General features: G+C 62.4%; 23 protein-coding genes. 10 read left to right on the forward strand and 13 right to left on the reverse strand.

Annotated elements, in window-relative coordinates; genetic code table 11:
* Positions 1-47: 47 nt before the first annotated feature.
* The gene (locus NKH29_RS08295; protein ID WP_352716267.1) at positions 48-794 is read right to left on the reverse strand and encodes a DsbA family protein; all 747 of its coding nucleotides are present in this window, start codon (positions 792-794) and stop codon (positions 48-50) included.
* Positions 795-923: 129 nt separating this feature from the next.
* Entirely contained in the window at positions 924-1,424 is a 501-nt protein-coding gene (locus NKH29_RS08300) for a DUF721 domain-containing protein (protein WP_352716265.1), read from the reverse strand.
* 56 nt (positions 1,425-1,480) lie between these two features.
* Between NKH29_RS08300 and mutY the strand changes: the two genes are divergently transcribed.
* Together mutY and NKH29_RS08310 are read left to right on the forward strand one after the other, a co-directional pair.
* Entirely contained in the window at positions 1,481-2,593 is a 1,113-nt protein-coding gene (gene mutY / locus NKH29_RS08305; protein ID WP_352999367.1) for an A/G-specific adenine glycosylase, read from the forward strand.
* 15 nt (positions 2,594-2,608) lie between these two features.
* Positions 2,609-3,220: an HAD family hydrolase gene (locus tag NKH29_RS08310; RefSeq protein WP_352999368.1), complete on the forward strand. Its 612-nt coding sequence runs from the start codon at positions 2,609-2,611 to the stop codon at positions 3,218-3,220.
* A gap of 65 nt (positions 3,221-3,285) precedes the next feature.
* Here the strand turns inward: NKH29_RS08310 and NKH29_RS08315 are convergent, their stop codons facing one another.
* Positions 3,286-4,419 (reverse strand): site-specific DNA-methyltransferase, encoded by a 1,134-nt coding sequence (locus NKH29_RS08315; protein WP_023716941.1) that lies wholly within the window; start codon positions 4,417-4,419, stop codon positions 3,286-3,288.
* Positions 4,420-4,599: 180 nt separating this feature from the next.
* Between NKH29_RS08315 and NKH29_RS08320 the strand changes: the two genes are divergently transcribed.
* Positions 4,600-5,289: an HAD family hydrolase gene (locus NKH29_RS08320; RefSeq protein ID WP_023716940.1), complete on the forward strand. Its 690-nt coding sequence runs from the start codon at positions 4,600-4,602 to the stop codon at positions 5,287-5,289.
* 38 nt (positions 5,290-5,327) lie between these two features.
* Here NKH29_RS08320 and NKH29_RS08325 read toward each other — a convergent pair whose 3' ends face one another.
* Complete coding sequence (locus tag NKH29_RS08325) at positions 5,328-6,032, reverse strand: hypothetical protein (RefSeq protein WP_352483704.1); 705 nt, start codon at positions 6,030-6,032, stop codon at positions 5,328-5,330.
* A 127-nt stretch (positions 6,033-6,159) separates the two neighbouring features.
* On the opposite strand from NKH29_RS08325, the gene thrC reads away from it, so the two are divergent.
* The 4 genes from thrC to NKH29_RS08345 are packed head-to-tail and all read left to right on the forward strand — an operon-like array spanning position 6,160 to position 12,367.
* Positions 6,160-7,557: a threonine synthase gene (thrC, locus tag NKH29_RS08330; protein ID WP_352483705.1), complete on the forward strand. Its 1,398-nt coding sequence runs from the start codon at positions 6,160-6,162 to the stop codon at positions 7,555-7,557.
* 14 nt (positions 7,558-7,571) lie between these two features.
* The gene (locus tag NKH29_RS08335) at positions 7,572-8,864 is read left to right on the forward strand and encodes a M16 family metallopeptidase (RefSeq protein ID WP_023716937.1); all 1,293 of its coding nucleotides are present in this window, start codon (positions 7,572-7,574) and stop codon (positions 8,862-8,864) included.
* Between the two features lie 15 nt (positions 8,865-8,879).
* A complete protein-coding gene (locus NKH29_RS08340; RefSeq protein ID WP_023716936.1) occupies positions 8,880-9,476 on the forward strand; it encodes a GNAT family N-acetyltransferase in 597 nt (198 codons plus the stop codon).
* 2 nt (positions 9,477-9,478) lie between these two features.
* Positions 9,479-12,367, forward strand: a complete 2,889-nt coding sequence (locus NKH29_RS08345; RefSeq protein ID WP_023716935.1) for an EAL domain-containing protein — start codon at positions 9,479-9,481, stop codon at positions 12,365-12,367.
* A 23-nt stretch (positions 12,368-12,390) separates the two neighbouring features.
* Here NKH29_RS08345 and NKH29_RS08350 read toward each other — a convergent pair whose 3' ends face one another.
* Positions 12,391-12,999: a YqgE/AlgH family protein gene (locus NKH29_RS08350; RefSeq protein ID WP_023716934.1), complete on the reverse strand. Its 609-nt coding sequence runs from the start codon at positions 12,997-12,999 to the stop codon at positions 12,391-12,393.
* Between the two features lie 147 nt (positions 13,000-13,146).
* Between NKH29_RS08350 and NKH29_RS08355 the strand changes: the two genes are divergently transcribed.
* The 3 genes from NKH29_RS08355 (at position 13,147) to NKH29_RS08365 (ending at position 15,163) form a co-directional block, all read left to right on the forward strand.
* The gene (locus NKH29_RS08355) at positions 13,147-13,953 is read left to right on the forward strand and encodes a protein-disulfide reductase DsbD domain-containing protein (RefSeq protein ID WP_023716933.1); all 807 of its coding nucleotides are present in this window, start codon (positions 13,147-13,149) and stop codon (positions 13,951-13,953) included.
* 83 nt (positions 13,954-14,036) lie between these two features.
* A complete protein-coding gene (locus tag NKH29_RS08360) occupies positions 14,037-14,537 on the forward strand; it encodes a peroxiredoxin (RefSeq protein ID WP_352589027.1) in 501 nt (166 codons plus the stop codon).
* A 146-nt stretch (positions 14,538-14,683) separates the two neighbouring features.
* Positions 14,684-15,163 carry a DUF2938 domain-containing protein gene (locus NKH29_RS08365; RefSeq protein ID WP_023716931.1) on the forward strand — a complete coding sequence of 160 codons (480 nt, stop codon included), beginning with the start codon at positions 14,684-14,686 and terminating at the stop codon, positions 15,161-15,163.
* A gap of 5 nt (positions 15,164-15,168) precedes the next feature.
* Here the strand turns inward: NKH29_RS08365 and NKH29_RS08370 are convergent, their stop codons facing one another.
* The 8 genes from NKH29_RS08370 to NKH29_RS08405 form a co-directional block, all read right to left on the reverse strand.
* Positions 15,169-15,762, reverse strand: coding sequence for a histidine phosphatase family protein (locus NKH29_RS08370; RefSeq protein WP_352895031.1), 594 nt, complete (start codon positions 15,760-15,762; stop codon positions 15,169-15,171).
* Positions 15,763-15,804: 42 nt separating this feature from the next.
* Positions 15,805-16,332: a ribonuclease HI gene (rnhA, locus tag NKH29_RS08375; protein ID WP_352483707.1), complete on the reverse strand. Its 528-nt coding sequence runs from the start codon at positions 16,330-16,332 to the stop codon at positions 15,805-15,807.
* Positions 16,329-17,291, reverse strand: coding sequence for a homoserine kinase (locus NKH29_RS08380; protein ID WP_352814260.1), 963 nt, complete (start codon positions 17,289-17,291; stop codon positions 16,329-16,331). The genes rnhA and NKH29_RS08380 overlap by 4 nt, the downstream gene beginning before the upstream one ends.
* 5 nt (positions 17,292-17,296) lie before the next feature.
* Complete coding sequence (ispH, locus tag NKH29_RS08385) at positions 17,297-18,301, reverse strand: 4-hydroxy-3-methylbut-2-enyl diphosphate reductase (protein WP_352895030.1); 1,005 nt, start codon at positions 18,299-18,301, stop codon at positions 17,297-17,299.
* A 107-nt stretch (positions 18,302-18,408) separates the two neighbouring features.
* A complete protein-coding gene (locus tag NKH29_RS08390; RefSeq protein ID WP_352895029.1) occupies positions 18,409-19,164 on the reverse strand; it encodes an SURF1 family protein in 756 nt (251 codons plus the stop codon).
* The gene (locus NKH29_RS08395; protein WP_023716925.1) at positions 19,161-19,547 is read right to left on the reverse strand and encodes a DUF983 domain-containing protein; all 387 of its coding nucleotides are present in this window, start codon (positions 19,545-19,547) and stop codon (positions 19,161-19,163) included. The genes NKH29_RS08390 and NKH29_RS08395 overlap by 4 nt, the downstream gene beginning before the upstream one ends.
* 111 nt (positions 19,548-19,658) lie before the next feature.
* On the reverse strand, positions 19,659-20,540 hold the full coding sequence (locus tag NKH29_RS08400; RefSeq protein WP_023716924.1) for a cytochrome c oxidase subunit 3: 882 nt from the start codon (positions 20,538-20,540) through the stop codon (positions 19,659-19,661).
* Between the two features lies 1 nt (position 20,541).
* The gene (locus NKH29_RS08405) at positions 20,542-21,174 is read right to left on the reverse strand and encodes a cytochrome c oxidase assembly protein (protein ID WP_023716923.1); all 633 of its coding nucleotides are present in this window, start codon (positions 21,172-21,174) and stop codon (positions 20,542-20,544) included.
* Positions 21,175-21,181: the final 7 nt, after the last annotated feature.

Below are 21,181 nucleotides of genomic sequence, written 5' to 3' on the forward strand. Positions count from 1 at the left end.
AAGAAGTGCGCACGCCGAAGCGCAGCCGCTTCGGCGCTGCCAAAACGTCAGAGCAGAGGGTCGATGATGGCCGACATTTCCGCAATCGACATCGCCCCTTTGTAGGTCTTTCCGTTGATGAAAAAGGTCGGTGTGGAATCGACCTTGAATTCGTCGGCGCCGCGCTTCTGGACGGATCTCACATCGTCCAGAAGTTTCTGGTCCGTCAAGCAGGCCTCGAAGGACTCCTGTGTAAAACCGGCAAGCTTGGCGATTTGCAGCAGTGCGTCCTTGGTATTGTTCACACCAACCCAGTTCGCCTGCTGCCTGAACAGCACGTCGACCATCGGGAAATAGTTGTCCTTGGAGCAGCGCGCCAGCATGAAACCGGCCTCGGCGCTGGGGTCGAACGGAAATTCGCGTAGGATGTAGCGGGCCTTGCCGGTGTCGATATATTTCGTCTTCAGCTCCGGGAAAGTGGTCTCGGCGAAATGCGCGCAATGTGGGCAGGTCATCGATGCATATTCGACGATGGTGACCTTTGCGTCGTCCTTGCCAAGCTGCATGTCGGGCAGCGCGCCCGGCTTCAACAAGGCCGTCATATCCACGGTACCCTGAGCTTCCGGCGCCTTGGCGGCGGCTGGAGCGGCCGGCTTCGCAGGATCGGCCGGTTTCGTCGGATCGGAGGGGGGCGCAGGCGTCACATCCTGCGCCTCGGCTTTCTCGCCGGAATCGCTGCAGGCGGCAAGCAGCGCCATCGCCGGTATGGCGGCCAGCGACGACAAGAGATTTCTGCGGGACAAGGAACGGATCATACGAATCACCTGGCAATAGTTGGATTTTGCAATGCAAAGGCTACAAAAAGCGAGAGTTGGCGCGAATTAAGGCATTGCCACCCCTATTCCAATCGGCAAATTCGAGCATGCCATCACGATAGCGCGAGATTACGGCTTCCTTTGGCCTAGAATGGTGGCGCCAAGCCGCTCCAGCGAGGCGCGCAGCCCGTCGTCCTCGATCAAACCGACAGTGCCCGACAGCTTCGCCTTCTCGGCCACGGTCAGCGGCCGCAAACTGGGTTTCGGCTTTTCCTTGCCCGCCATTACCGGTTTCTGCACGATCCTGATCCGGCCGATCGCATTGAAGCCGAGAAACGCATTGACCCGGTTGATGATCTCGCTGGTCTCGTGCTGCAGATGCAGTGCCGCCACACCCTCGCAGGCAATCACCAGCACCGCCGGCTCGAACGGATCGTCTTCGTGCATGCGGCGCGGCCACTGGATCTTTTCCGGGCGCGAGCGGCCGGCAAGCCGCGGCCCGGCAATCTCTTCCCACGACTGAACCAGCCCGATCGACATGCCGGCCCGCTTGCGCAGCACCGGGTCGAGGATCTCGGTTGCGAGATCGCTCACCGGAACGGGATTGCCGAAGGGCCTTTTCCCTGCCATGTGCGTTCTCCAGTCACCAGCTTCAGCACCAGTGGATTAGGGCCGACCCTCGATCAATGGCACTGCACGACCAGACCCGCAAGGCCGTATCCGGAGACAATGGCGAGATCGCGTTCCGGCTGCTTGGCTGGTACGACGCGCATCACCGCGACCTGCCCTGGCGTGTTCCGCCGCACGCGCTGGCAAGCGGCGCGCAGCCCGATCCCTATCTGGTCTGGCTTTCCGAGGTGATGCTGCAGCAAACCACGGTCGAGGCGGTAAAATCCTATTTCCGGGCGTTCGTGCAGAAGTGGCCAACTGTCGAGGCACTGGCGGCGGCACCGATCGAAGACGTCATGAAGGCCTGGGCCGGGCTCGGCTATTATTCTCGCGCCCGCAACCTCAAGGCTTGCGCCGATCTCGTCGCGCGGCTAGGCGGCCGCTTTCCGGACAGTGAGACCGGCTTGAAGGAACTGCCCGGTATCGGCGCCTATACGGCAGCGGCGATCGCGGCGATCGCCTTCGACCGACCAGCCGCCGTCGTCGACGGCAATGTCGAACGGGTCGTCTCACGGCTGTTTTCGATCGCCACGCCGCTGGGCGAAGCCAAGAGCGAGATACGCAGCCATGTCGAGCACCTGGTTCCCGGGACAAGGCCCGGCGACTTCGCGCAGGCGATGATGGACCTGGGCGCGACGATCTGCACGCCGCGCCGGCCCCGCTGCACGCTTTGCCCCGTCAGGCAGGATTGCAGCGCCACAATCTCGGGCGATCCCGAGCGCTTTCCGGTCCGCCTGCCCAAGGCCGAGAAACCCTTGCGCCGCGGCGCCGCCTTCGTCGCCGTCAGGGGCGACGGCGCCATCCTTTTACGCAAGCGCGTGGATAAAGGCCTGCTCGGCGGCATGACTGAGGTGCCAACGACCGGCTGGACGGCGCGCATCGACGGCGCCACAACGGAAGCGGCAGCCCCGTTCCCCGGCGACTGGCGGCAGGCCGGACGCATCGGCCATGTCTTTACCCATTTTGCGCTCGAACTCGACGTGTTCAAGGCGGAGACCGACAGCGTCGCCCCGGCCGGGCATTTTTGGTCGCTGGCCCATGAAATTTCCGGGGAGGCGCTGCCGACCGTCATGAAAAAGGTAATCGAAGCGGCGATACCGGGCGCGACGAAGAAGCAGCGTCCGCATTGAAAGAAAGAGAGAAGAATGTCCGAAATCCGCCACATCGTTTTCGACATTGGCAAAGTGCTGATCCACTATGATCCGAACCTGCCCTTCAGCCGCTTGATCCCCGATCCCGACCAACGGAAATGGTTCTTCGACAATGTCTGCACGCATGATTGGAACATCGAGCAGGATCGCGGCCGGACCTGGGAAGAGGCAGAGACGCTCCTGATCGCCCAGTACCCGGATCACGAACAGAATATCCGCAATTTCCGCCGCCATTGGCACGAAATGGCACCGCATGCCTATAATGACAGCGTAGCCATCATGGAGCGCCTGATCGACACGGGCCATGACGTGACGCTGCTGACCAACTGGGCTGACGATACGTTCCGCGAAGCGCGCGACCGCTTTCCGTTCCTGGAGCGCCCGCGCGGCATCACCGTGTCAGCCGAGATCGGGCTAATCAAGCCGGATCGCGCCATCTATGATCACCACGTCACCGCGTTCGGCCTCGAACCGTCAGCCACGCTATTCATCGACGACAGCCAGAAAAATGTCGACGGCGCCAAGGCGGCCGGCTGGCAGTCGGTGCTGTTCACCGATGCAAAGACGCTCAGGGCGGACCTTGCGCGTCTTGGGATCAAGGTGTGATTTGAATCGCTTCCAGGGACTGGCTGAGCCTTCGCATTAACTGATCTGTCGCAACTCAGAAACCGTCAGGCCCCTGCCCGTTCCATGCCTAGCCGCGCAATGCGGCGAAGCTCGTCGATCGGGGTCAGTCCTCCGCTGCGCTCATAATGCCAGAAGGTCCATCCGTTGCAGGCGTCCAGCCCCTGTACCTCGGCGCCGATCTTGTGGATCGACCCGGCACTGTCGCCGATCGCCAGCGTGCCGTCGGCACGCACCTTGGCCGCCCAGCGCTTCTTGGCGTCGTAGAGCGTGGCGCCGGGTGCCACCAGGCCATTGTCGAGCAGGGTGACGAAGGCGACGCGCGGCTCGGCGCGCTTGCCGGTCAGCACTGTCAAATTGGCGCCGTCCAGCGGCCGGACCGCATCGATGCGTTCCATGGCGGCATCGATATAGGCTTGCTCACGCTCGATGCCGACGAAGTGGCGGCCAAGCCGTTTGGCCACCGCACCGGTGGTTCCTGAACCGAAGAAGGGATCGAGCACGATGTCGCCGGGCCTGGTCGATGCCGTCATGACGCGGGCAAGCAACGCTTCCGGCTTCTGCGTCGGATGCAATTTGTCGCCATTGTCGTTCTTCAGGCGCTCGCCGCCGGTGCAGATCGGAAACAGCCAGTCGGAGCGCATCTGAATGTCGTCGTTCGATGCCTTCAGCGCCTCGTAGTTGAAGGTGTAACCTTTGCCCTTCTGGTCGCGCGATGCCCAGATCATCGTCTCATGCGCGTTCTGGAAGCGACGGCCACGGAAATTGGGCATTGGATTGGTCTTGCGCCAGACGACGTCATTGAGGATCCAGAAGCCCAGGTCCTGCATCTTGGCGCCGACCCTGAAAATATTGTGGTAGGAGCCGATGACCCAGATCGTGCCGTTGGGCTTCAACACGCGGCGCGCCGCCAGCAGCCAGGCGCGGGTGAAGGCGTCGTAGGCCTCAAAACTGTCGAACTGGTCCCAATGGTCGTCGACGGCATCGACCTTGGATTGGTCGGGCCGGTGCAGATCGCCATCGAGCTGCAGATTGTAAGGCGGATCGGCAAAGATCACGTCGATCGATTTTTCCGGCAGCCGTTCCAGCGCGGCGACGCAGTCGCCCTTCAGGATCGTATCCAGCCACTCGGATTGCTGGGGAGCATCGGAAAGCTCGTCGAGAAGACGCACGGCAGACATTATGACACCCAAGGCACGCGTTACTGTTTACTGTCCGTTATGGTTACCGATCAGCGTAAATATTCAGTGAAGCATACTGCCGAATTTGCGAAGCCCGGCCTGTTGGTGTATGCCGCGCCGCCTGAGCCGTTTGGACCAAAGGCCTCTTGGCATTCCCTTCATCCCGCTTTCCGGATCACCATGCCCCAGCCAGACCTTGTCATCTTCGATTGCGACGGCGTGCTCGTCGATTCCGAAATCATCGCCGCACGCATCGATGCCGAGCTTTTGACCTCGGCCGGCTATGAGATATCGGCGGAGGAGATTTCCGAGGTCTATGCCGGGCTGACTTTCAAGGACATCATGATGCGGGTCGAGGAAAAGTCCCGGATCCCGTTCCAGGCCTCCCTGATCGACAAGGAGGAACAGCTGGTCGATCGCCGGCTGCGCAGCGACGTGCGTGCCATCGACGGGGCGCACGAGGCTGTCGCCGCGGTAATGGTGCCGCGCTGCGTCTGTTCGAATTCGCGTTCGGAGCGGATCGAATTCATGCTGGAGAAGGTGCAGCTTTTGCCGTTCTTTGCCGGCCGTATCTTTTCGTCGCTGGAAACGCCGACCGGGAAAACCAAGCCGGCGCCGGACGTGTTCCGGTTCGCCGCGGAAAAGCTCAAGGCCGATCCTGCGAACACCTTCGTCATCGAGGATTCCGTGCATGGCGTCACCGGCGCCAAGACGGCGGGAATGCGCGTCATCGGCTTCACCGGCGCGGCGCACAGCTATCCCGGCCACGCCGATGCGCTGACCGAAGCCGGTGCCGAAACGGTCATCCGCCGCTGGGCGGAACTGAAAAGCGTGATCGCCGCGCTGTCGGAATGGTCGGCGGACGCCTGAGAGGCCGCCTCCAACCGCCGTGGCGCGAATGCACCGGCTCAGTTGGTCGCGGCGGCTTTCTTCTTCTTCGGCTTGTCCGACGCCCCTTTCGGAGCGCCCTCGTCATACCCGGCAAATGCCTGGTAGTCCCGCGCCGTCGGCTCCGGAACGACGACGTTGGAATCGGTGAAGACGAACTGCGTGGCACTCGAGGGATCGGTAACCTGGACCTGATAGGAGTGAAGCTGCGAATAGAGAACTTCGGTGCCGTGCATCACCGCGATACGGATCGGCATGGTGATGGTACCGGGGGCGAACATCGGACCAGGCACGACCTTGCCGGCAACGGCTATCTTCATCGACAAGGAGCCGTTGGCGCGGCTGCAGTCGCGGGTCACATCGGTGATCGAAGCCTGATAGATGATCTTGGCGGAATCGTCCGGCTGATCGACGCCTGCCGCGTCCGCTGCCGGCTGGGCGGCTTGGGCATCCTCGGCGGCAACATCGGTTTTTTTCTTCGGCTTCGGACCGCTCTTGGCGTAGATATTGAAGAAGGCGGTGCCGTCACGCAACGTCACTTTCGGGCAATAGGCCTGCAGCTGGCTGGAAAGCACCTTGGGGTCGGGTGGCGGTGGTGGCGTCGTATCCTTCTTGCCGAAGCCGAGAATGCTATTGTCGCTCGATTGGCAGCCTGCGGCAGCAAGCATAAAGCCGGTGAGCGCCAGACCCGCGACAAAACGACCGTTGAATGAATGAAACGCCATGAACTGCACTTCCCTCTCGCAAAGCCGGTGACGTATATCAACCGCGCGGCAAAAATGCGACTGAGCCAGCGCAGAAATCCACCACCTTACGGCGGGCGAAGATTCCCGCAGCAATGGAAACGTGACGATGCAATATGTGAGTACCCGCGGGGAAGCGCCCGCGCTTGGATTCTCCGACGCGGTGCTGGCCGGGCTGGCCCGCGACGGCGGGCTCTATCTGCCGAGCGCCTGGCCGCATTTTTCCGCAGCAGAGGTCCGCGCCATGCGCGGCCTTGCCTATCCCGATCTTGCAATCCGCGTGCTGTCGCCGTTCCTCGGTGGCGAGATCGCGGCGCCGGTGTTCGAACGGCTGGTGCGCGAAGCCTATGCGACCTTCCGCCATGAGGCCGTCTGCCCGCTGGTGCAGAGCGGGCCGAACAGCTTCGTGCTCGAGTTGTTCCACGGCCCGACGCTCGCGTTCAAGGACGTGGCGATGCAGCTTCTTGCGCGGCTGATGGACCATGTGCTGGCCGAGCGCGACCAGCGCGCCACCATTGTCGGCGCCACTTCCGGCGACACCGGAGGGGCCGCCATCGATGCCTTTGCCGGGCGCAACCGCACCGACATCTTCGTGCTTTTCCCGCACGGCCGCGTCTCGCCGGTGCAGCAGCGGCAGATGACGACGTCGACCGCCGCAAACGTCCAAGCATTGGCGATCGAAGGCAATTTCGACGACTGCCAAGGCCTGGTGAAGGACATGTTCAACGACCACGGTTTTCGCGACCGGGTGTCGCTATCCGGCGTCAATTCGATCAATTGGGCCCGCATCATGGCCCAGATCGTCTATTATTTCTCCTCCGCGCTGTCGCTTGGCGCGCCCGACAGGCCGGTTTCCTTCACGGTGCCGACCGGCAATTTCGGCGACATTTTCGCCGGCTACGCCGCCAAGAAGATGGGATTGCCGATCGAGCGGCTGATCATCGCCACGAACGACAACGATATTCTGGCGCGCACGCTGGCGACCGGCGAATACCGCATGAAAGGGGTCTTTTCGACCACGTCGCCCTCGATGGACATCCAGGTGTCTTCGAACTTCGAACGCTTGCTGTTCGAGGCGTCCGGCCGCGATGCCTCGACCGTGCGGCGCTACATGGACGGGCTCAAGCAGTCCGGCGCCTTCACCATCGAGGCCGGCGAAATCGCCAAGATCCGCTCCGAATTCGACGCCGGCCGCGCCACCATGGGCGAGGTCGCCGCCACAATCCGCACCACACTTGCGGCGAGTGGCTATCTGCTCGACCCGCATACCGCCGCAGCCGTGCATGTGGCCACTGGCAAAGCCGCCGGTGAGGTGCCAATGGTGGTGCTGGGCACTGCGCACCCGGCAAAGTTTCCGGCGGCCGTCGAAGCCGCCAGCGGCGTGTCGCCTGCCCTCCCCGCATGGCTGGGCGGGTTGATGAGCGCCGAGGAAAAATACACGGTACTTCCATCCGACCTGAAAATGGTGGAAGATTATGTCGGCCGCCACACGCGGGCGGCGCGTTAGGGAGTAATTGCCATATGGGTGTTGAGGTAAGCCGTCTGTCGAACGGCCTGACAGTCGCCACCGAAACCCTTCCAAGCCTCGAATCTGTTGCCCTTGGTGCCTGGGTCAAGTCGGGCGCACGCAACGAGCGTGACGAAGAGCACGGAATGGCGCATTTGCTCGAGCACATGGCTTTCAAGGGCACCAGGCGGCGAAGCGCCTTCGAGATCGCCTCGGAGATCGAGGACGTCGGCGGCGAGATCAATGCCGCGACCAGCGTCGAGACGACCTCCTATTATGCAAGGGTTCTGAGCGACGATGTGCCGCTGGCGGTCGATATCCTTTCCGACATCCTGCAGGACTCCGAATTCGATCCGCAGGAGCTGGAGCGCGAACAGCATGTGATTCTGCAGGAGATCGGCGCCGCGCACGATACGCCCGACGATGTCGTTTTCGATCACTTTACCGAGACCGCCTTCCGCCACCAGACCATCGGCCGCTCGATTCTCGGCACGCCGGAAACCGTCAAATCCTTCACTTCGAAGCAACTGCACGACTTCATCGAACGGCAATACGGCGCCGAGAACATGGTGATGGTGGCAGCCGGCGACATCAAGCACGACGATTTCGTGCGCGAGGTCGAAAAGCGTCTCGGCGGCTTCCGCGGCAAGGCCGACGGCACCATCCCGCAATATGCGCAATATGTCGGCGGCGATTTTCGCGAAGACCGCGACCTGATGGACGCCCAGATCGTGCTGGGTTTCGAGGGCCGTGCCTATCACGTCCGCGATTTCTATGCCTCTCAGGTCCTGTCGATGATCCTCGGCGGCGGCATGTCGTCGCGGCTTTTCCAGGAAGTCCGCGAAAAACGCGGCCTGTGCTATTCGGTCTATGCCTTCCACTGGGGTTTTTCCGACACCGGCGTCTTCGGGGTCCATGCGGCAACCGGACAAAGCGATATCGCCGAGCTGGTGCCTGTGATCATCGACGAGCTACAAAAGGCCGGCGAAAACATCCTGCAGGAGGAGCTCGACCGGGCGCGTGCCCAATACCGCGCCGGGCTGATCATGTCGGCCGAGAGCCCGGCCAGCCGCGCCTCGCAGATCGCCAGGCAGTTGCTTCTGTTCGGCAGGCCGATCGCCAAGGAAGAGCTGATGGAGCGGCTGTCGGCGCTGACGGTCAAGCGGCTGACGGATCTGTCGTCGCGGCTTTTTTCGACGAAGCCGACGCTTACAGCCGTCGGGCCGGTGGGTACGCTCGCGCCCTATGAAGCGATCCTCGATTCGCTTTCGGGCTCGCAGACCACTGCCCGTAAGCTTGCCGTCTAAGCTTATTCGAGCGTCGTGTTCGCGCTCCCTTTCTTTCGCCGCGACCTGCCGGCACTGAAGGGCGACCTTGTCACGCTGCGTGTGCCGCTGACCAACGACTATCGCGAGTGGTCGGTGCTGCGCGGCGAAAGCCGTGCCTTCCTTGAGCCGTGGGAGCCGCGATGGACCCCTGACGAGCTCGACCGCACCGCATGGCGGCATCGTATCGGCCGCTACCGCGAGGACTATGCGCAGGGGACGGCGATCGCCTTCTTCATCTTCGAGAAAAGCAGCGGCAAGCTTGCCGGCGGTATCACCCTCGGCAATATCCGCCACGGGGTCGCCCAAAGCGGCCATATCGGCTACTGGATCGGCGAGCGCTTCAGCGGACGCGGCCTGATGACCGATGCCGTCAAGGTGGTGACGCGTTTCGCCTTCGAAACGCTGCGGTTGCACCGGATCGAAGCTGCCTGTATCCCCGATAACGCCCGGTCGATCCGCGTGCTTGAAAAAGCCGGATTCCGGCGCGAAGGACTGCTACGATCCTATCTCAGGATCAACGGCATCTGGCAGGACCATTACCTATACGCCCGAATCGCGGACGATCCGCCGGGCGTTGGAACAAAGGGCTGATTTTGACGAATTTTCTGCGCAACGGGTCGCTGCTTGCCCTTATGCTGGCGGCAATCGTCACGCTCTGCGCGGCATCCTCGGCGTTTGCGGTCGAACCGATCAAGATTGCCCGCGACGACGTGGCGCTCGACCTTTCGGGTGCCGTTGAAATCTACCGCAACCAGGGCGAGAATTTCCAGGTCTCAACGGCACCCGGCCCGGACGGCATCGTGCGGCGAATCGAGGTCGAGGCCAATGACGCGCGCTCGACCGGCGACTGGGCGGTGTTCGCGCTCGCCAATACCACCGACCAGCAGCTCGACAGGCTGATTGTCGCACCGCATTTCCGGCTGGTGAATTCCGGCCTGTTCTGGCCGGATCTCGGCTCGACCCGTATCGCCGCGATCACGCCCAGCGAAGGCTTTGCGCTCGACCGCCAGACCAGCCCAGACGCCGACGTGTTCCGGGTGACGCTGAACCCCGGAACGGTGATTACCTTCATCGCCGAGCTCGCCTCGCCCAAGCTGCCGCAGGTCTATCTGTGGGACCCCGAATCCTACAAGGACTCCGTCAATTCCTACACGCTGTTTCGTGGCATCGTCATCGGCATCGCCGGCCTGCTGGCGCTGTTCCTGACCATTCTTTTCGTCGTCAAGGGGACCTCGATGTTCCCGGCGACGGCGGCCCTAGCCTGGGCGGTGCTTGCCTATATCTGCGTCGATTTCGGCTTTCTCAACAAGATCATAGAAATATCCCCGGGCAATGAGCAGATGTGGCGCGCCGGAACGGAGGTGGCGCTTGCGGCGACCTTCGTGGTGTTCCTGTTTGCCTATCTCAACCTCAACCGGTGGCACGGCCATTTCAGCTACGGCGCACTGGTCTGGATCCTCGGGCTGGTGCTGATCGCCGGCGTTGCCATCGTCGATCCGGCGGTTGCCGCCGGCATTGCCAGGCTGTCCTTCGCAGCCACCGCGCTGACCGGGCTCGGCCTGATCATCTTCCTCGGTATACGCGGTTACGACCGCGCCATCATGCTGGTGCCCAGTTGGGTGATGGTTCTGCTGTGGCTATGCGGATCGTGGATGGCAATCACCGGCATGCTGGACAACGATATCGCCCAGCCGGCGCTCGGCGGTGGGCTGATCCTCATCATCCTGCTGATCGGCTTCACCGTGATGCAGCACGCTTTTGCCGGCGGCGCCCTGCATCAGGGCCTGTTCTCCGACCTCGAGCGGCAGGCGTTGGCGGTTGCCGGATCGGGCGATACTGTGTGGGACTGGGACGTGCTGCGCGACCGCGTCGTCACTCGTCCCGACGTCAGCATTCAGCTCGGCCTTGCGCCGAACAGCCTCGGCGGCCCTGCCCGCAACTGGCTGCCGGTGCTGCATGCCGACGACCGCGACACGTTTCGCACGACGCTCGACGTGGTGCTCGAGCACCGGCGCGGCCGGGTGTCGCAAAACTTCCGCCTGCGCGGCGCCGACGGGCACTATCACTGGTTTTCGCTGCGTGCCCGGCCGGTGATCGGCTCGGACGGCGAGGTCATCCGCTGCGTCGGCACCATGGTCGACGTGACGGAGCAGAAGAAATCCGAGGAACGGCTGCTGCACGACGCCGTGCACGACAATCTGACCGGCTTGCCCAACCGCGAGCTGTTCATGAACCGGCTGGAGGCGATCATCTCGATCGCCCGTACCGAAGAGAAGGTGCGCCCGACCGTCTTCGTCATCGACATCGACCGCTTCAAGCAGGTCAATGACGGGCTCGGCATCTCGGCCGGCGATACCATCCTTTTGACCATCGCGCGGCGGCTGCACCGGCTGCTCAAGCCGAAGGATTCGCTGTCGCGATTTGCCGGCGACCAGTTCGCGCTGATGCTTTTGTCGGAGCAGGATCCGGCTCGCATCGCGGCCATTGCCGATGCCATCAAGCACGCCATCAACAACCCGATCACCTTCGCCAAGCGCGAGATCGTGCTGACCGCCTCGATCGGGCTGATCACCTGGACCTCCACGCAGACCTCGGCTGAGGACATGGTCAAGGACGCCGAGCTTGCCATGCATCAAGCCAAGCGCTTCGGCGGCGACAGGATCGAGCCGTTCCGGCCAGCCTTCCGCACCGTCGGCACCGACCGGCTGCAGTTCGAGTCCGATCTGCGCCGCGCTATCGAACGACGCGAATTCACGCTTGCCTACCAGCCAATCGTGCGGCTGGAGGACGGCAGCGTTGCCGGCTTCGAAGCGCTGCTGCGCTGGGACCATCCGCGTCGCGGCATGATTCCGCCGGCGGATTTCATCCCGGTCGCCGAAAACTGCGGCCTGATCGTGCAGCTTGGCCTGTTTGCCATGCAACAGGCTGCCGAAGACCTAGCAGGATGGCAAAAGCAGATCGGCGATGCGCCGCTGTCGGTCTCGGTCAATCTGTCCAGCCGTCAGCTCATCCGCCGCGACCTGGTCAGCGACGTCCGCTCGGTGATCGCGCGGGCCAATCTGAAACCGCGCTGCTTCCGGCTCGAACTCACCGAATCGCTGGTGATGGACAATCCCGAGCAGACCGCCCATGTGCTGACCAAGCTGAAGCAGCTTGGCATCGGCCTGTCGCTGGACGATTTCGGCACCGGCTATTCATCGCTGGCCTATCTGACGCGCTTTCCGTTCGACACCATCAAGATCGACAAGAGCTTCGTCGACGACGCGACGCCGAAACGCGCGGTGCTGCTCAAATCCATGGTCAACATGGCGCATGAACTCGGCCTGTCGGTTGTCGCCGAAGGCATTTCGGACGAGAGCGATGCGCTGGAGTTGCGGCAGATGGGCTGCGAATACGTGCAGAGTTTCATGTTCGGAGCGCCGATGCCGGGCGACCAGGTGCTGAAGACGCTGAAGGAACAGTATCCGCTCACTCAGGCGTGACAAATTTCGGGACGTAATGAGGTTCAGGCGTGACCGGCAGCCAGGCTGAGATGCGCGAGATCGATGCCGATCGAGGCAAGGATCCGGTCGTATTTGCGGTCGATGTCGGCGTCGAACAGAAGCTCGGCACTAGCCGGGCAAGTCAGCCAGCCATTCTCGACGATCTCGTTTTCAAGCTGACCCGCACCCCAGCCGGCATAGCCGAGCGCCATCAGAGCCCGCCGGGGTCCGCGGCCGGAGGAGATGGCGCGCAATATGTCGACGGTCGCAGTCAGGCAGACGTCGTCGGACACGGCGAGCGAGGATTCCACCCGGTAGTCGCCCGAATGCAGGACGAAGCCGCGGCTGCGATCCACCGGTCCGCCATTGCGCACGACGAAGTCGCGCGCCGGCGGCGGCAGGCGAATTGCCTCCAGTTCGTTCATGATCCCGAGTTGCACGAGCAGGTCCGGAAACAGCATCTGCTGCGTCTGGTTGATGATCAACCCCATCGCGCCTTCGTCGCTGTGCGCGCAAATGTAGATGACGGAGCGCGTGAAGCGGTCGTCCTTCATGCCGGGCATGGCAATCAGGAACTGGTCGTCGAGAAAGCCGGGTCCTGCGGCCGTCTTTTTATGACGCAACAAATCCATGACCACAGCGTAACGCGTTTCCAGGGCGCCGAAAAGATGGGCGGCGCCCGATTTGATCAGGCTCATAAGTCAAAGGTCACGCAAATATGATGCCGGCGGCGTCATGAAATCATTGTGCGGCCATCAACAGACGATCAAATCATTGCCATGCAAAGCTTGAAAATCCTGCTGCTTGGCGTGGCCATTGGGTCGGCGACCTGCCTCCCCGCCTCAGCCTCCTCGTCGGCCTGGTACAATAGCGAAGGCGGCCGGGTGCGGCTGGTGACGAGCGGCAAAGCCGACGAGGCCGGGCGTCTCCAAGGTGTCCTCGACATTGCGCTGAAGCCAGGCTGGAAGACCTATTGGCGCGATCCGGGCGATGCGGGCGTGCCGCCACAGATCGACATCTCGGCCAGCACCAACATTGCCGACGCGACGCTTTCGTTTCCGCCGCCGCAGCGCCACGATGACGGCTATGGCAAATGGGCCGGCTACGACCACCCGGTTTCATTGCCGGTGACGTTCACGCTTGCTGCACCCGGCCAGCCGGCCGTCATCGATGCGGACATCTTCCTCGGCATTTGCGAAACCATCTGCATCCCGGTGCAGACAAGGCTGACCATCGATCCCGGCGCCGATCCCGACAACGCCGAGGATGCGGCACTGGTCAAGGCAGGCCTTGCAACTCTGCCCGCCACGGCAACGCCCGATTTCGGAATAAACGTACTGCCGGGCGATCACGAAACCCTGATTGTCGAAGCGAGCTTTCCGGGCACTCCCGAGGCCGCCGACTTCTTCGTTGCCGGCGAACGCGACTACATGTTCGGTGCCCCGACCCGCAGCGAAAAGGATGGCAAGCTGATCTTTACGGTGCCGATCCTCGACAGGCCGTCGACAACGCCAACCGATGGCGGCCTTCACTACACACTGACAAGTGCCGCTGGCGCGGTCGAAGGCCTGCTGCCTTTTCCGTGATGCCAACGTCTGGACGGTTGCCGGGCGCGCCTTAGTTCGCTATCGCAAGGACACTCCCTTTCCATTCTCAAGCGAGGACCATCATGACGATCTCCGTTGGCGACAAACTGCCGGATGCGACCTTCAAAACAATGACCGCCGACGGTGCAAAGCCGATCACGACGGGCGAGATATTCTCAGGAAAGACGGTCGTGCTGTTTGGCGTTCCAGGCGCTTTCACGCCGACCTGCAGCAATAATCACCTGCCGGGCTACCTGGATAATTACGACGCCATCCTGGCGCGCGGCGTCGACACTATCGCCGTCGTCTCGGTCAACGATGTTCACGTCATGGGAGCCTGGGCTCGCTTCAGCGGCGGTGAAGGCAAAATACTTTATCTTGCCGATGGCAATGGCGATTTCGCCAAATCGGTCGGCCTCGACGCCGACCTCTCCAGCGGCGGCATGGGGCTGCGCTCGAGGCGTTTTTCGATGATCGTCGATGACGGCAAGGTCACCGCACTCAATGTCGAGACAAAGCCCGGCGTCGACGAGTCCGGTGCGGCTCACATTCTCGGACAGCTTTCCGTCTTGGCGACAGCCTAGGCCAGGGATGACAAAGGGCGCCTTCGAGCGCTACGCGTTCAAAGGATGCCGCCTTTTCATCGGCGCATGATCCTTCCGAAAGCCGACCCGGTTTTCAGGGCCATGCGTCGGCGCTTCGGGACTGCTTGCTTTTTGGGACCTCGGTTATGTCTGACATCTTTTGGCGCGCTGTCGCGATCGGTATCGGCGCAACCGCGCTTATGGATATCTGGGCGATTTTCCTGAACAAGGCGTTTGCTCAGCCACGGCCGAACTGGGGGCTGGTCGGCCGCTGGGTCTGGCATCTCAGGGAAGGCAAGGTCTTCCATGACGACATTGGCGAGGCCTCGCCCTATGCGCATGAATCTGCACTTGGCTGGGCCTTTCATTATGCTGTCGGCATCGTCTACGGCATCATACTGGTCGTGCTGGCCGGAACGGGCTGGCTCACCGCGCCGACCTTCCTGCCGGCCTTTATCCTCGGCATCGTCACCGTCGGCGCCGGTTGGTTTCTGCTGGCGCCCGGCATGGGTGCCGGCTGGGCCGCTTCGAAGCGCCCCAATCCAATGCAGGTCCGCGCCCTCAATCTGGTGTCGCACACGGTGTTCGCGCTCGGACTGTTCGGCACCGCCCTGCTCATCCGATAGCCAAGTCAGCCGTCGCGGCGCTGCGCCGGCCTGTCGATCGGCTGCCATCCATGGATAACGCGACGCGCACCGGTATCGTATGCGAAGTAGTTCCCGCCGCCCGCTGGCTGATCCGCCTCGCGGCTGATTTCCCGACCGCTCAAAGAGAGCAGCAGGAGCGTTCCGACACCTCCGTGACCTATGAATGCGACCTCGACAGCGGCGTCGGTGCCTAGCACAGTGTCTACCTCGCTTAGAATACGACGCTGGGCATCGATAGCTCGCTCCCATCCACGAATGCTGCTGTTTGGATTGGCGAAGAATTGGTCGGCGACCGCTTCGAACTCGGAAGGCGGCAGGAAACCGGTTGCCGATCGGTCATTCTCATGCATCCCTTCCCTCACCTCGATCGCAAGGCGGAGATGCCTTCCGAGTATCTCGGCGGTTTCTATCGCCTTGCGTTCACCCGATGACACGATCCGCCGAATCGACCCAACCCACGGCTGATCGAGCATTGCCGATGTTCTCGCTCGCCCGACGTCGGATAGTCCCCATTCCGCCACTGGAACGTTGGCATCGACCTGAACCTGGGGATGCGTGATGTAGTATGCGATCGGCATGATAGAGCTCTTCCTGCCAGAGAGCGGACCCGCAGCCGGAATTCAATAGCTTTGGGTCGAGCGCCGCGCCTTTGTGGTCGTCGGCTGCTTTGACTGCGAACCTGGTACTGGTGCCACAGTCTTGACGAGCCCTTTCTTGAATGGCGCCATGCCGAGCCGCGCCAATTCGTCGGCGCGCTCGTTCTCGGGATGGCCGGCATGGCCCTTGACCCAATGCCAGGTGACCTGATGGCGGTTACGCGCTGCATCGAGCTGCTGCCACAGCTCGGCATTCTTCACCGGCTGCCTGGCGGCCGTCTTCCAGCCGTTGCGCTTCCAGCCGTCGATCCAGCTGAAAATACCGTCCTTGACATAGTTGCTGTCGGTATAAAGATCGACGGCGCAGGGCTCCTTGAGCGCATTAAGCGCCGAGATGGCCGCCAACAGTTCCATACGGTTGTTGGTGGTGGCAGCCTCGCCGCCCGACAGTTCTTTCGTGACACCGTTGAAGCGCAAGACCGCGCCCCAGCCGCCAGGCCCGGGATTGCCCGAACAGGCACCATCGGTGAAGATTTCAACGCGCTTGGTCATGTTAGTCCATATTCGGAAGGAGAGTTGATCGCCCGATGGAAGCGCATCCGGCGGATATATTCGGTCGGGTCGCGTTTCATCACAAGCCCGCCGTCCGGGACCGTCAGCCAGTCGTAGAGCCGGGTCAGCATGAAGCGCAGCGCCGAACCGCGCGCCAGCATCGGCAGCGCCGCTTTCTCGTCGCTGCTCAGCGGCCGCACGCTTTGGTAGCCGGCAAGCAACGCCGTGCCCTTGGTCAGATTGAAGGAAAAATCCTTCTCGAAGCACCAGGCGTTGAGGCACGTGGCAACATCATAAGCGTAGAGGTCGTTGCAGGCGAAATAGAAGTCGATCAGCCCGGACAGTTTCTCGCCGAGGAAGAATACATTGTCCGGGAAAAGATCGGCATGGATGATGCCCTGCGGCAGACCGTTCGGCCAGTTCCGCTCGAAATCGGCGAAATCGGCATCGACCTCGGCCGCCAATCCCGGCTCGACCTCATCGGCGCGGGCGTGGGCGGCGTTCCACAGCTTGCGCCAGCCATCGATGGCAAGGGCGTTGGGGCGGGTCATCGGGAAATCCGCGCCGGCGAGATGCAGTGCCGCCAGAGCCTTGCCGACCTCGCCGCAATGCCCAGCTGTCGGCCGCCGCAGCGATAGACCCTCAAGGAAGGTGATGATGACCGCCGGCCGGCCGGCAAGCGTTCCGATCACACCGCCATCCTGCGCGGTGACCGGGAGCGGGCACGAAATGCCCTTTCTGGCGAGGTGGGCCATGAGGCCGAGAAAGAACGGCAGGTCAGCCTTGTCGACGCGCTTCTCGTAAAGCGTCAGGATGTAGGAGCCGCTGCTGGTGTGCAGCAGAAAATTCGAATTTTCGGTGCCTTCGGCGATGCCCTTGTAGGACAAGAGATCGCCGACCGGATAGTTCCTGAGGAACTCGCCGAGCTCGCCCTCATTGACATCGGTGTAGACCGCCATCGTTGCTACGCAGCCCCATTGACGAAGGCCATGTCGGCTGCCGTCAGTTCGACATCGCGCAACACCCGCATCACCGGAAAATCCTCTGTCTCCGTCGCCGTCACGGCCAGCTCGATGGTCACGTCGAAGCGCTGCCGGAAGGCATCGACAATCTCGTCGACGATGATCTCCGGCGCCGAGGCGCCCGCCGACAGGCCGAGCGTCGAGATGGCGGCAATGTCATTCCATGGAATTTCGGAGGCGCGCTGCACGAGAAGTGACATCGAGGCGCCGGCGCGCTCGGCCACTTCGACCAGGCGTCGCGAGTTGGAGGAGTTGGGCGCACCGACGACCAGGAAAAGATCGGCGCCGGCTGCTGTTTCCTTGACCGCCTCCTGGCGATTGGTGGTGGCATAGCAGATCGATTCCGCCGCCGGCGCGTGCAGCTCGGGAAAACGTTGCTGCAGGGCGCGGATGATGCCGGCAGTGTCCTCGACCGACAGCGTCGTCTGGGTGACGAAACCGAGCGCTTGCGGGTCTGCGGGCCCGAAGCTTGCGGCGTCGGCTTCGGTCTCGATCAGAGTGACCGCGCCGTCCGGCAACTGGCCCATTGTGCCGATCACCTCCGGATGCCCGGCATGACCGATCAAAAGCACGTGGCGCCCAAGCCGCTGATGGCGCATTGCCTGCTTGTGGACCTTCGAGACCAGCGGGCAAGTCGCATCGAGATAGAAGAGGTTGCGGGACTGGGCGTCGGCCGGTACCGATTTCGGCACGCCATGCGCCGAAAAGACAACGGGGCTCTGGCGATGCTCGGGCGGGATCTCGGAGAGCTCCTCGATGAACACCGCGCCGAGACTTTGCAGCCCTTCGACGACGTAGCGGTTGTGCACGATCTCGTGGCGGACATAAACCGGCGCGCCATATTTCTTGAGTGCCAGCACGACGATCTGGATGGCACGGTCGACGCCCGCACAGAAACCGCGCGGCTGGCAGAGCCGGATGGTCAGCGGTGGCTTTGTCTGAAGCATGATTGCATCTTACGCTGATTGTAGGCCGGTTGATCGGACTATGACTTCTGAGCTCATGGCGCGAAATGAGGTGTGCGGCCCTGCCCTGTCAAGGGTAGTGGCGGCGATCATTGGTCTTTCGCCGGGCGGCGGAGCCAGGAGATCAGGACACCGGCAAGGGCGACGGCAAGGCCGTACCAGGTTATCGCATATTGCAGATGGCTGTTCGGCAGGTCGATGACGGTGACGCCGCCGACCGGCAACCCGCCGGGGTTGGCCGCCGCGTTCGCATCGATGAAGATCGGCACCAGCACCGCACCTGCCGGCAGGCCGGCGCTCGAGGCCATCGCGTCACGATCTTTCCAGTAGAAGATGTTCTTCTGTGGGTCATTGTCTGGAAGCATCATCGAGGGCTTGGCCGGCAGCGGGTTGCGGGCGAGCCCCGTCACCGTCACTTTGCCCGTCACCTGCCCCTGCGGCCGCTTGGCGGGGCCCTTGAAATCGTAGGGCACGAAGCCGCGGTTGATCAGCACGAAACGGCCATCGTCGAGCTGCAGCGGCGTGAACACATCGAAGCCGGACTGGCCTTCCCAGGTGGCGAGGAAATGCCGTTCGCCTTGATGCAGGAAAGTGCCGGTCACTATCACCGGCGTGTAGTCCACGTCGCCGGTGGCAGCAAACCGCTTTTCGACCTCGGCCAATGGCACAGGCGCCGAATGCGTGCGCTGGTCGATCGTCTGGAGAAGGCCCTCTTTCCAGTGCAGGCGCTGAACCTGCCAGGTGCCGAGCGCCAGCAGGATCAAAAACACGACGATACCCAGGCCGAGCGCCAATGCGCGTTTCGGCCTCGACCGGCCGGCCACCAAACCTGATGCCTCGCTCATTCGCCGCGGTCCAGCCGGCCCTCGGCCGCCTTGTTGCGGTATTGCAGCGTCAGCAGCACGCCCTTGATCAGCCTGAGCGCCGCCAGGCAAAGCACCAGCGTCAGCGGAATCCACAGCAACAGATGCAGCCAGAGCGGCGGATTGAGCGTCACCTCCATCCACAGCGCCAGGCCGACGACGATGAAGCCGATGATCAGAATAACGAACACCGCCGGCCCGTCGCCGGCATCGGCGAAGGAATAATCGAGGCCGCAATTGGTACAGCGATCGCCGACGGTGAGGAACCCGGAGAACAGCTTGCCCTCGCCACAGCGGGGGCAGCGGCCATGCAGGCCGGCCGAGATCGGATCGATTGGTGGCCAGATCGCCTTGTCGTCGCTCATGGGGTCATCCTAGGAGCATTTGCCGCAAAAGATAAGGCGGCCACGTCGCCGCAGCCGCCTTGTCTATTTCCTCGGCCCCATTTTCCTCGGGCCCATTTCCTCGGGCCAATGTCAGTGCGGTTCGATCATTGCGCCGTTCGATGCCCAGACATAGATCGAGGCAAACAGGAATAGCCACACCACGTCGACGAAATGCCAGTACCAGGCGGCGGCCTCGAAGCCGAAATGCTGCTTGGGCGTGAAGTCGCCCTTCATGGCGCGGATCAGGCAGACCAGCAGGAAGATAGTGCCGATGATGACGTGGAAACCATGGAAGCCGGTCGCCATGAAGAAGGTGGCGCCGTAGATCGAATCCCTGAAGCCGAACGGCGCATGCATGTACTCGTAGGCCTGCACCATGGTGAACAGCATGCCGAGGCCGACGGTCAGCACCAAGCCATTGATCAGCCCTTTGCGGTCGCCGTGGATGAGCGAGTGGTGCGCCCAGGTCACCGTGGTGCCCGACAGGAGCAAGATGACGGTGTTGTAAAGCGGCAGATGGAAAGGGTCGAGAACTTCGAGGCCCTTGGGCGGCCAGACGCCGCCGGTGAAGGCGGTACGGGCATACTGATGGACCTCGCCGGGGAACAGGCTGGCGTCGAAGAAGGCCCAGAACCAGGCGACGAAGAACATCACCTCGGAGGCGATGAACATGATCATGCCGTAGCGCAGATGCAGCGACACGACACGAGTGTGGTGTCCCTCATGCGCTTCCTTGATCGTATCAGACCACCAGGCGAACATCGTGTAGATGACGATCAGCAGGCCGATGAAGAACAACCATGGATTGGCGATGTTGAAACCGAAGATGGGGAAATCGCCGCCCTTGAGATATTGCATGTAACAGACGCCGCCGATCGCGGTCACCAGCGCCCCGACGGAGCCCAGGAAAGGCCATGGGCTCGGGTCGACGAGGTGGTAGTCATGTTGTGGTTTTGCGTGTGCGTCTGCCATATCAACCCCCGAGGCTTGCTTCGGTATCTGAACTCTTGTTGCGGCGGCCGTCGGCCGGTACCGATGATGCGACCGGCTTGGTCTTGTCGACCGGGAACATCGTATAGGACAGGGTAATCGTCCTCAAATCCTTCAGTTCCGGCGCGTTGACGATGTCGGGATCGACATAGAACACGACCGGCATGTCCAACGTCTCGCCCGGCTTCAGCGTCGTGTCGGTGAAGCAGAAACACTCGACCTTGTTGAAGTAAGGTCCGGCCAGTTCAGGCTGTACATTGAAGGTGGCGCGTCCGGTGATGGGCCGGCTGAATTTGTTGGTCGCGCTGAAATGCGCCTCGGCTGTTTCGCCGATCTTGATGGTGATCGAGCGGGCGACCGGCTGGAATTGCCAGGGAATGCCGACGGTGTTGGCATCGAAGCGGATGGTGATGTCACGGTCGAGCACCCGATCGGCATATTGCTGGGTCGCCCGTTTAACGGTGCCGCCGTAGCCTGTCGCCTGGCAGAACATCGCGTAGAGCGGCACTGCGGCATAGGCCATGCCGATCATGCCGCCGAAGAACGCGATGCAGACGCCGGCGACGACGCGGTTCGTATTCTTCTTCGTAGGATCGGTGACTGTTTGCCTGGTCATGTTCAGC

Source organism: Mesorhizobium sp. M1295, from assembly GCF_040318135.1.
Classification (GTDB): Bacteria; Pseudomonadota; Alphaproteobacteria; order Rhizobiales; family Rhizobiaceae; genus Mesorhizobium.

Bases quoted from the DNA above. Each gene is read 5' to 3' on its own strand.
- NKH29_RS08315 (WP_023716941.1), bottom strand. From the start codon at position 4,419: ATGTCTGCCGTGCGTCTTCTCGACGAGCTTTCCGATGCTCCCCAGCAA.
- ispH (WP_352895030.1), bottom strand. From the start codon at position 18,301: ATGCTTCAGACAAAGCCACCGCTGACCATCCGGCTCTGCCAGCCGCGC.
- NKH29_RS08395 (WP_023716925.1), bottom strand. From the start codon at position 19,547: ATGAGCGACGACAAGGCGATCTGGCCACCAATCGATCCGATCTCGGCC.
- NKH29_RS08365 (WP_023716931.1), top strand. From the start codon at position 14,684: ATGTCTGACATCTTTTGGCGCGCTGTCGCGATCGGTATCGGCGCAACC.
- rnhA (WP_352483707.1), bottom strand. From the start codon at position 16,332: ATGACCAAGCGCGTTGAAATCTTCACCGATGGTGCCTGTTCGGGCAAT.
- NKH29_RS08350 (WP_023716934.1), bottom strand. From the start codon at position 12,999: ATGGATTTGTTGCGTCATAAAAAGACGGCCGCAGGACCCGGCTTTCTC.
- NKH29_RS08360 (WP_352589027.1), top strand. From the start codon at position 14,037: ATGACGATCTCCGTTGGCGACAAACTGCCGGATGCGACCTTCAAAACA.
- NKH29_RS08325 (WP_352483704.1), bottom strand. From the start codon at position 6,032: ATGGCGTTTCATTCATTCAACGGTCGTTTTGTCGCGGGTCTGGCGCTC.
- NKH29_RS08380 (WP_352814260.1), bottom strand. From the start codon at position 17,291: ATGGCGGTCTACACCGATGTCAATGAGGGCGAGCTCGGCGAGTTCCTC.
- NKH29_RS08335 (WP_023716937.1), top strand. From the start codon at position 7,572: ATGGGTGTTGAGGTAAGCCGTCTGTCGAACGGCCTGACAGTCGCCACC.
- NKH29_RS08405 (WP_023716923.1), bottom strand. From the start codon at position 21,174: ATGACCAGGCAAACAGTCACCGATCCTACGAAGAAGAATACGAACCGC.
- NKH29_RS08310 (WP_352999368.1), top strand. From the start codon at position 2,609: ATGTCCGAAATCCGCCACATCGTTTTCGACATTGGCAAAGTGCTGATC.
- NKH29_RS08400 (WP_023716924.1), bottom strand. From the start codon at position 20,540: ATGGCAGACGCACACGCAAAACCACAACATGACTACCACCTCGTCGAC.
- NKH29_RS08355 (WP_023716933.1), top strand. From the start codon at position 13,147: ATGCAAAGCTTGAAAATCCTGCTGCTTGGCGTGGCCATTGGGTCGGCG.
- NKH29_RS08295 (WP_352716267.1), bottom strand. From the start codon at position 794: ATGATCCGTTCCTTGTCCCGCAGAAATCTCTTGTCGTCGCTGGCCGCC.
- NKH29_RS08300 (WP_352716265.1), bottom strand. From the start codon at position 1,424: ATGGCAGGGAAAAGGCCCTTCGGCAATCCCGTTCCGGTGAGCGATCTC.
- mutY (WP_352999367.1), top strand. From the start codon at position 1,481: ATGGCACTGCACGACCAGACCCGCAAGGCCGTATCCGGAGACAATGGC.
- thrC (WP_352483705.1), top strand. From the start codon at position 6,160: ATGCAATATGTGAGTACCCGCGGGGAAGCGCCCGCGCTTGGATTCTCC.
- NKH29_RS08320 (WP_023716940.1), top strand. From the start codon at position 4,600: ATGCCCCAGCCAGACCTTGTCATCTTCGATTGCGACGGCGTGCTCGTC.
- NKH29_RS08390 (WP_352895029.1), bottom strand. From the start codon at position 19,164: ATGAGCGAGGCATCAGGTTTGGTGGCCGGCCGGTCGAGGCCGAAACGC.
- NKH29_RS08370 (WP_352895031.1), bottom strand. From the start codon at position 15,762: ATGCCGATCGCATACTACATCACGCATCCCCAGGTTCAGGTCGATGCC.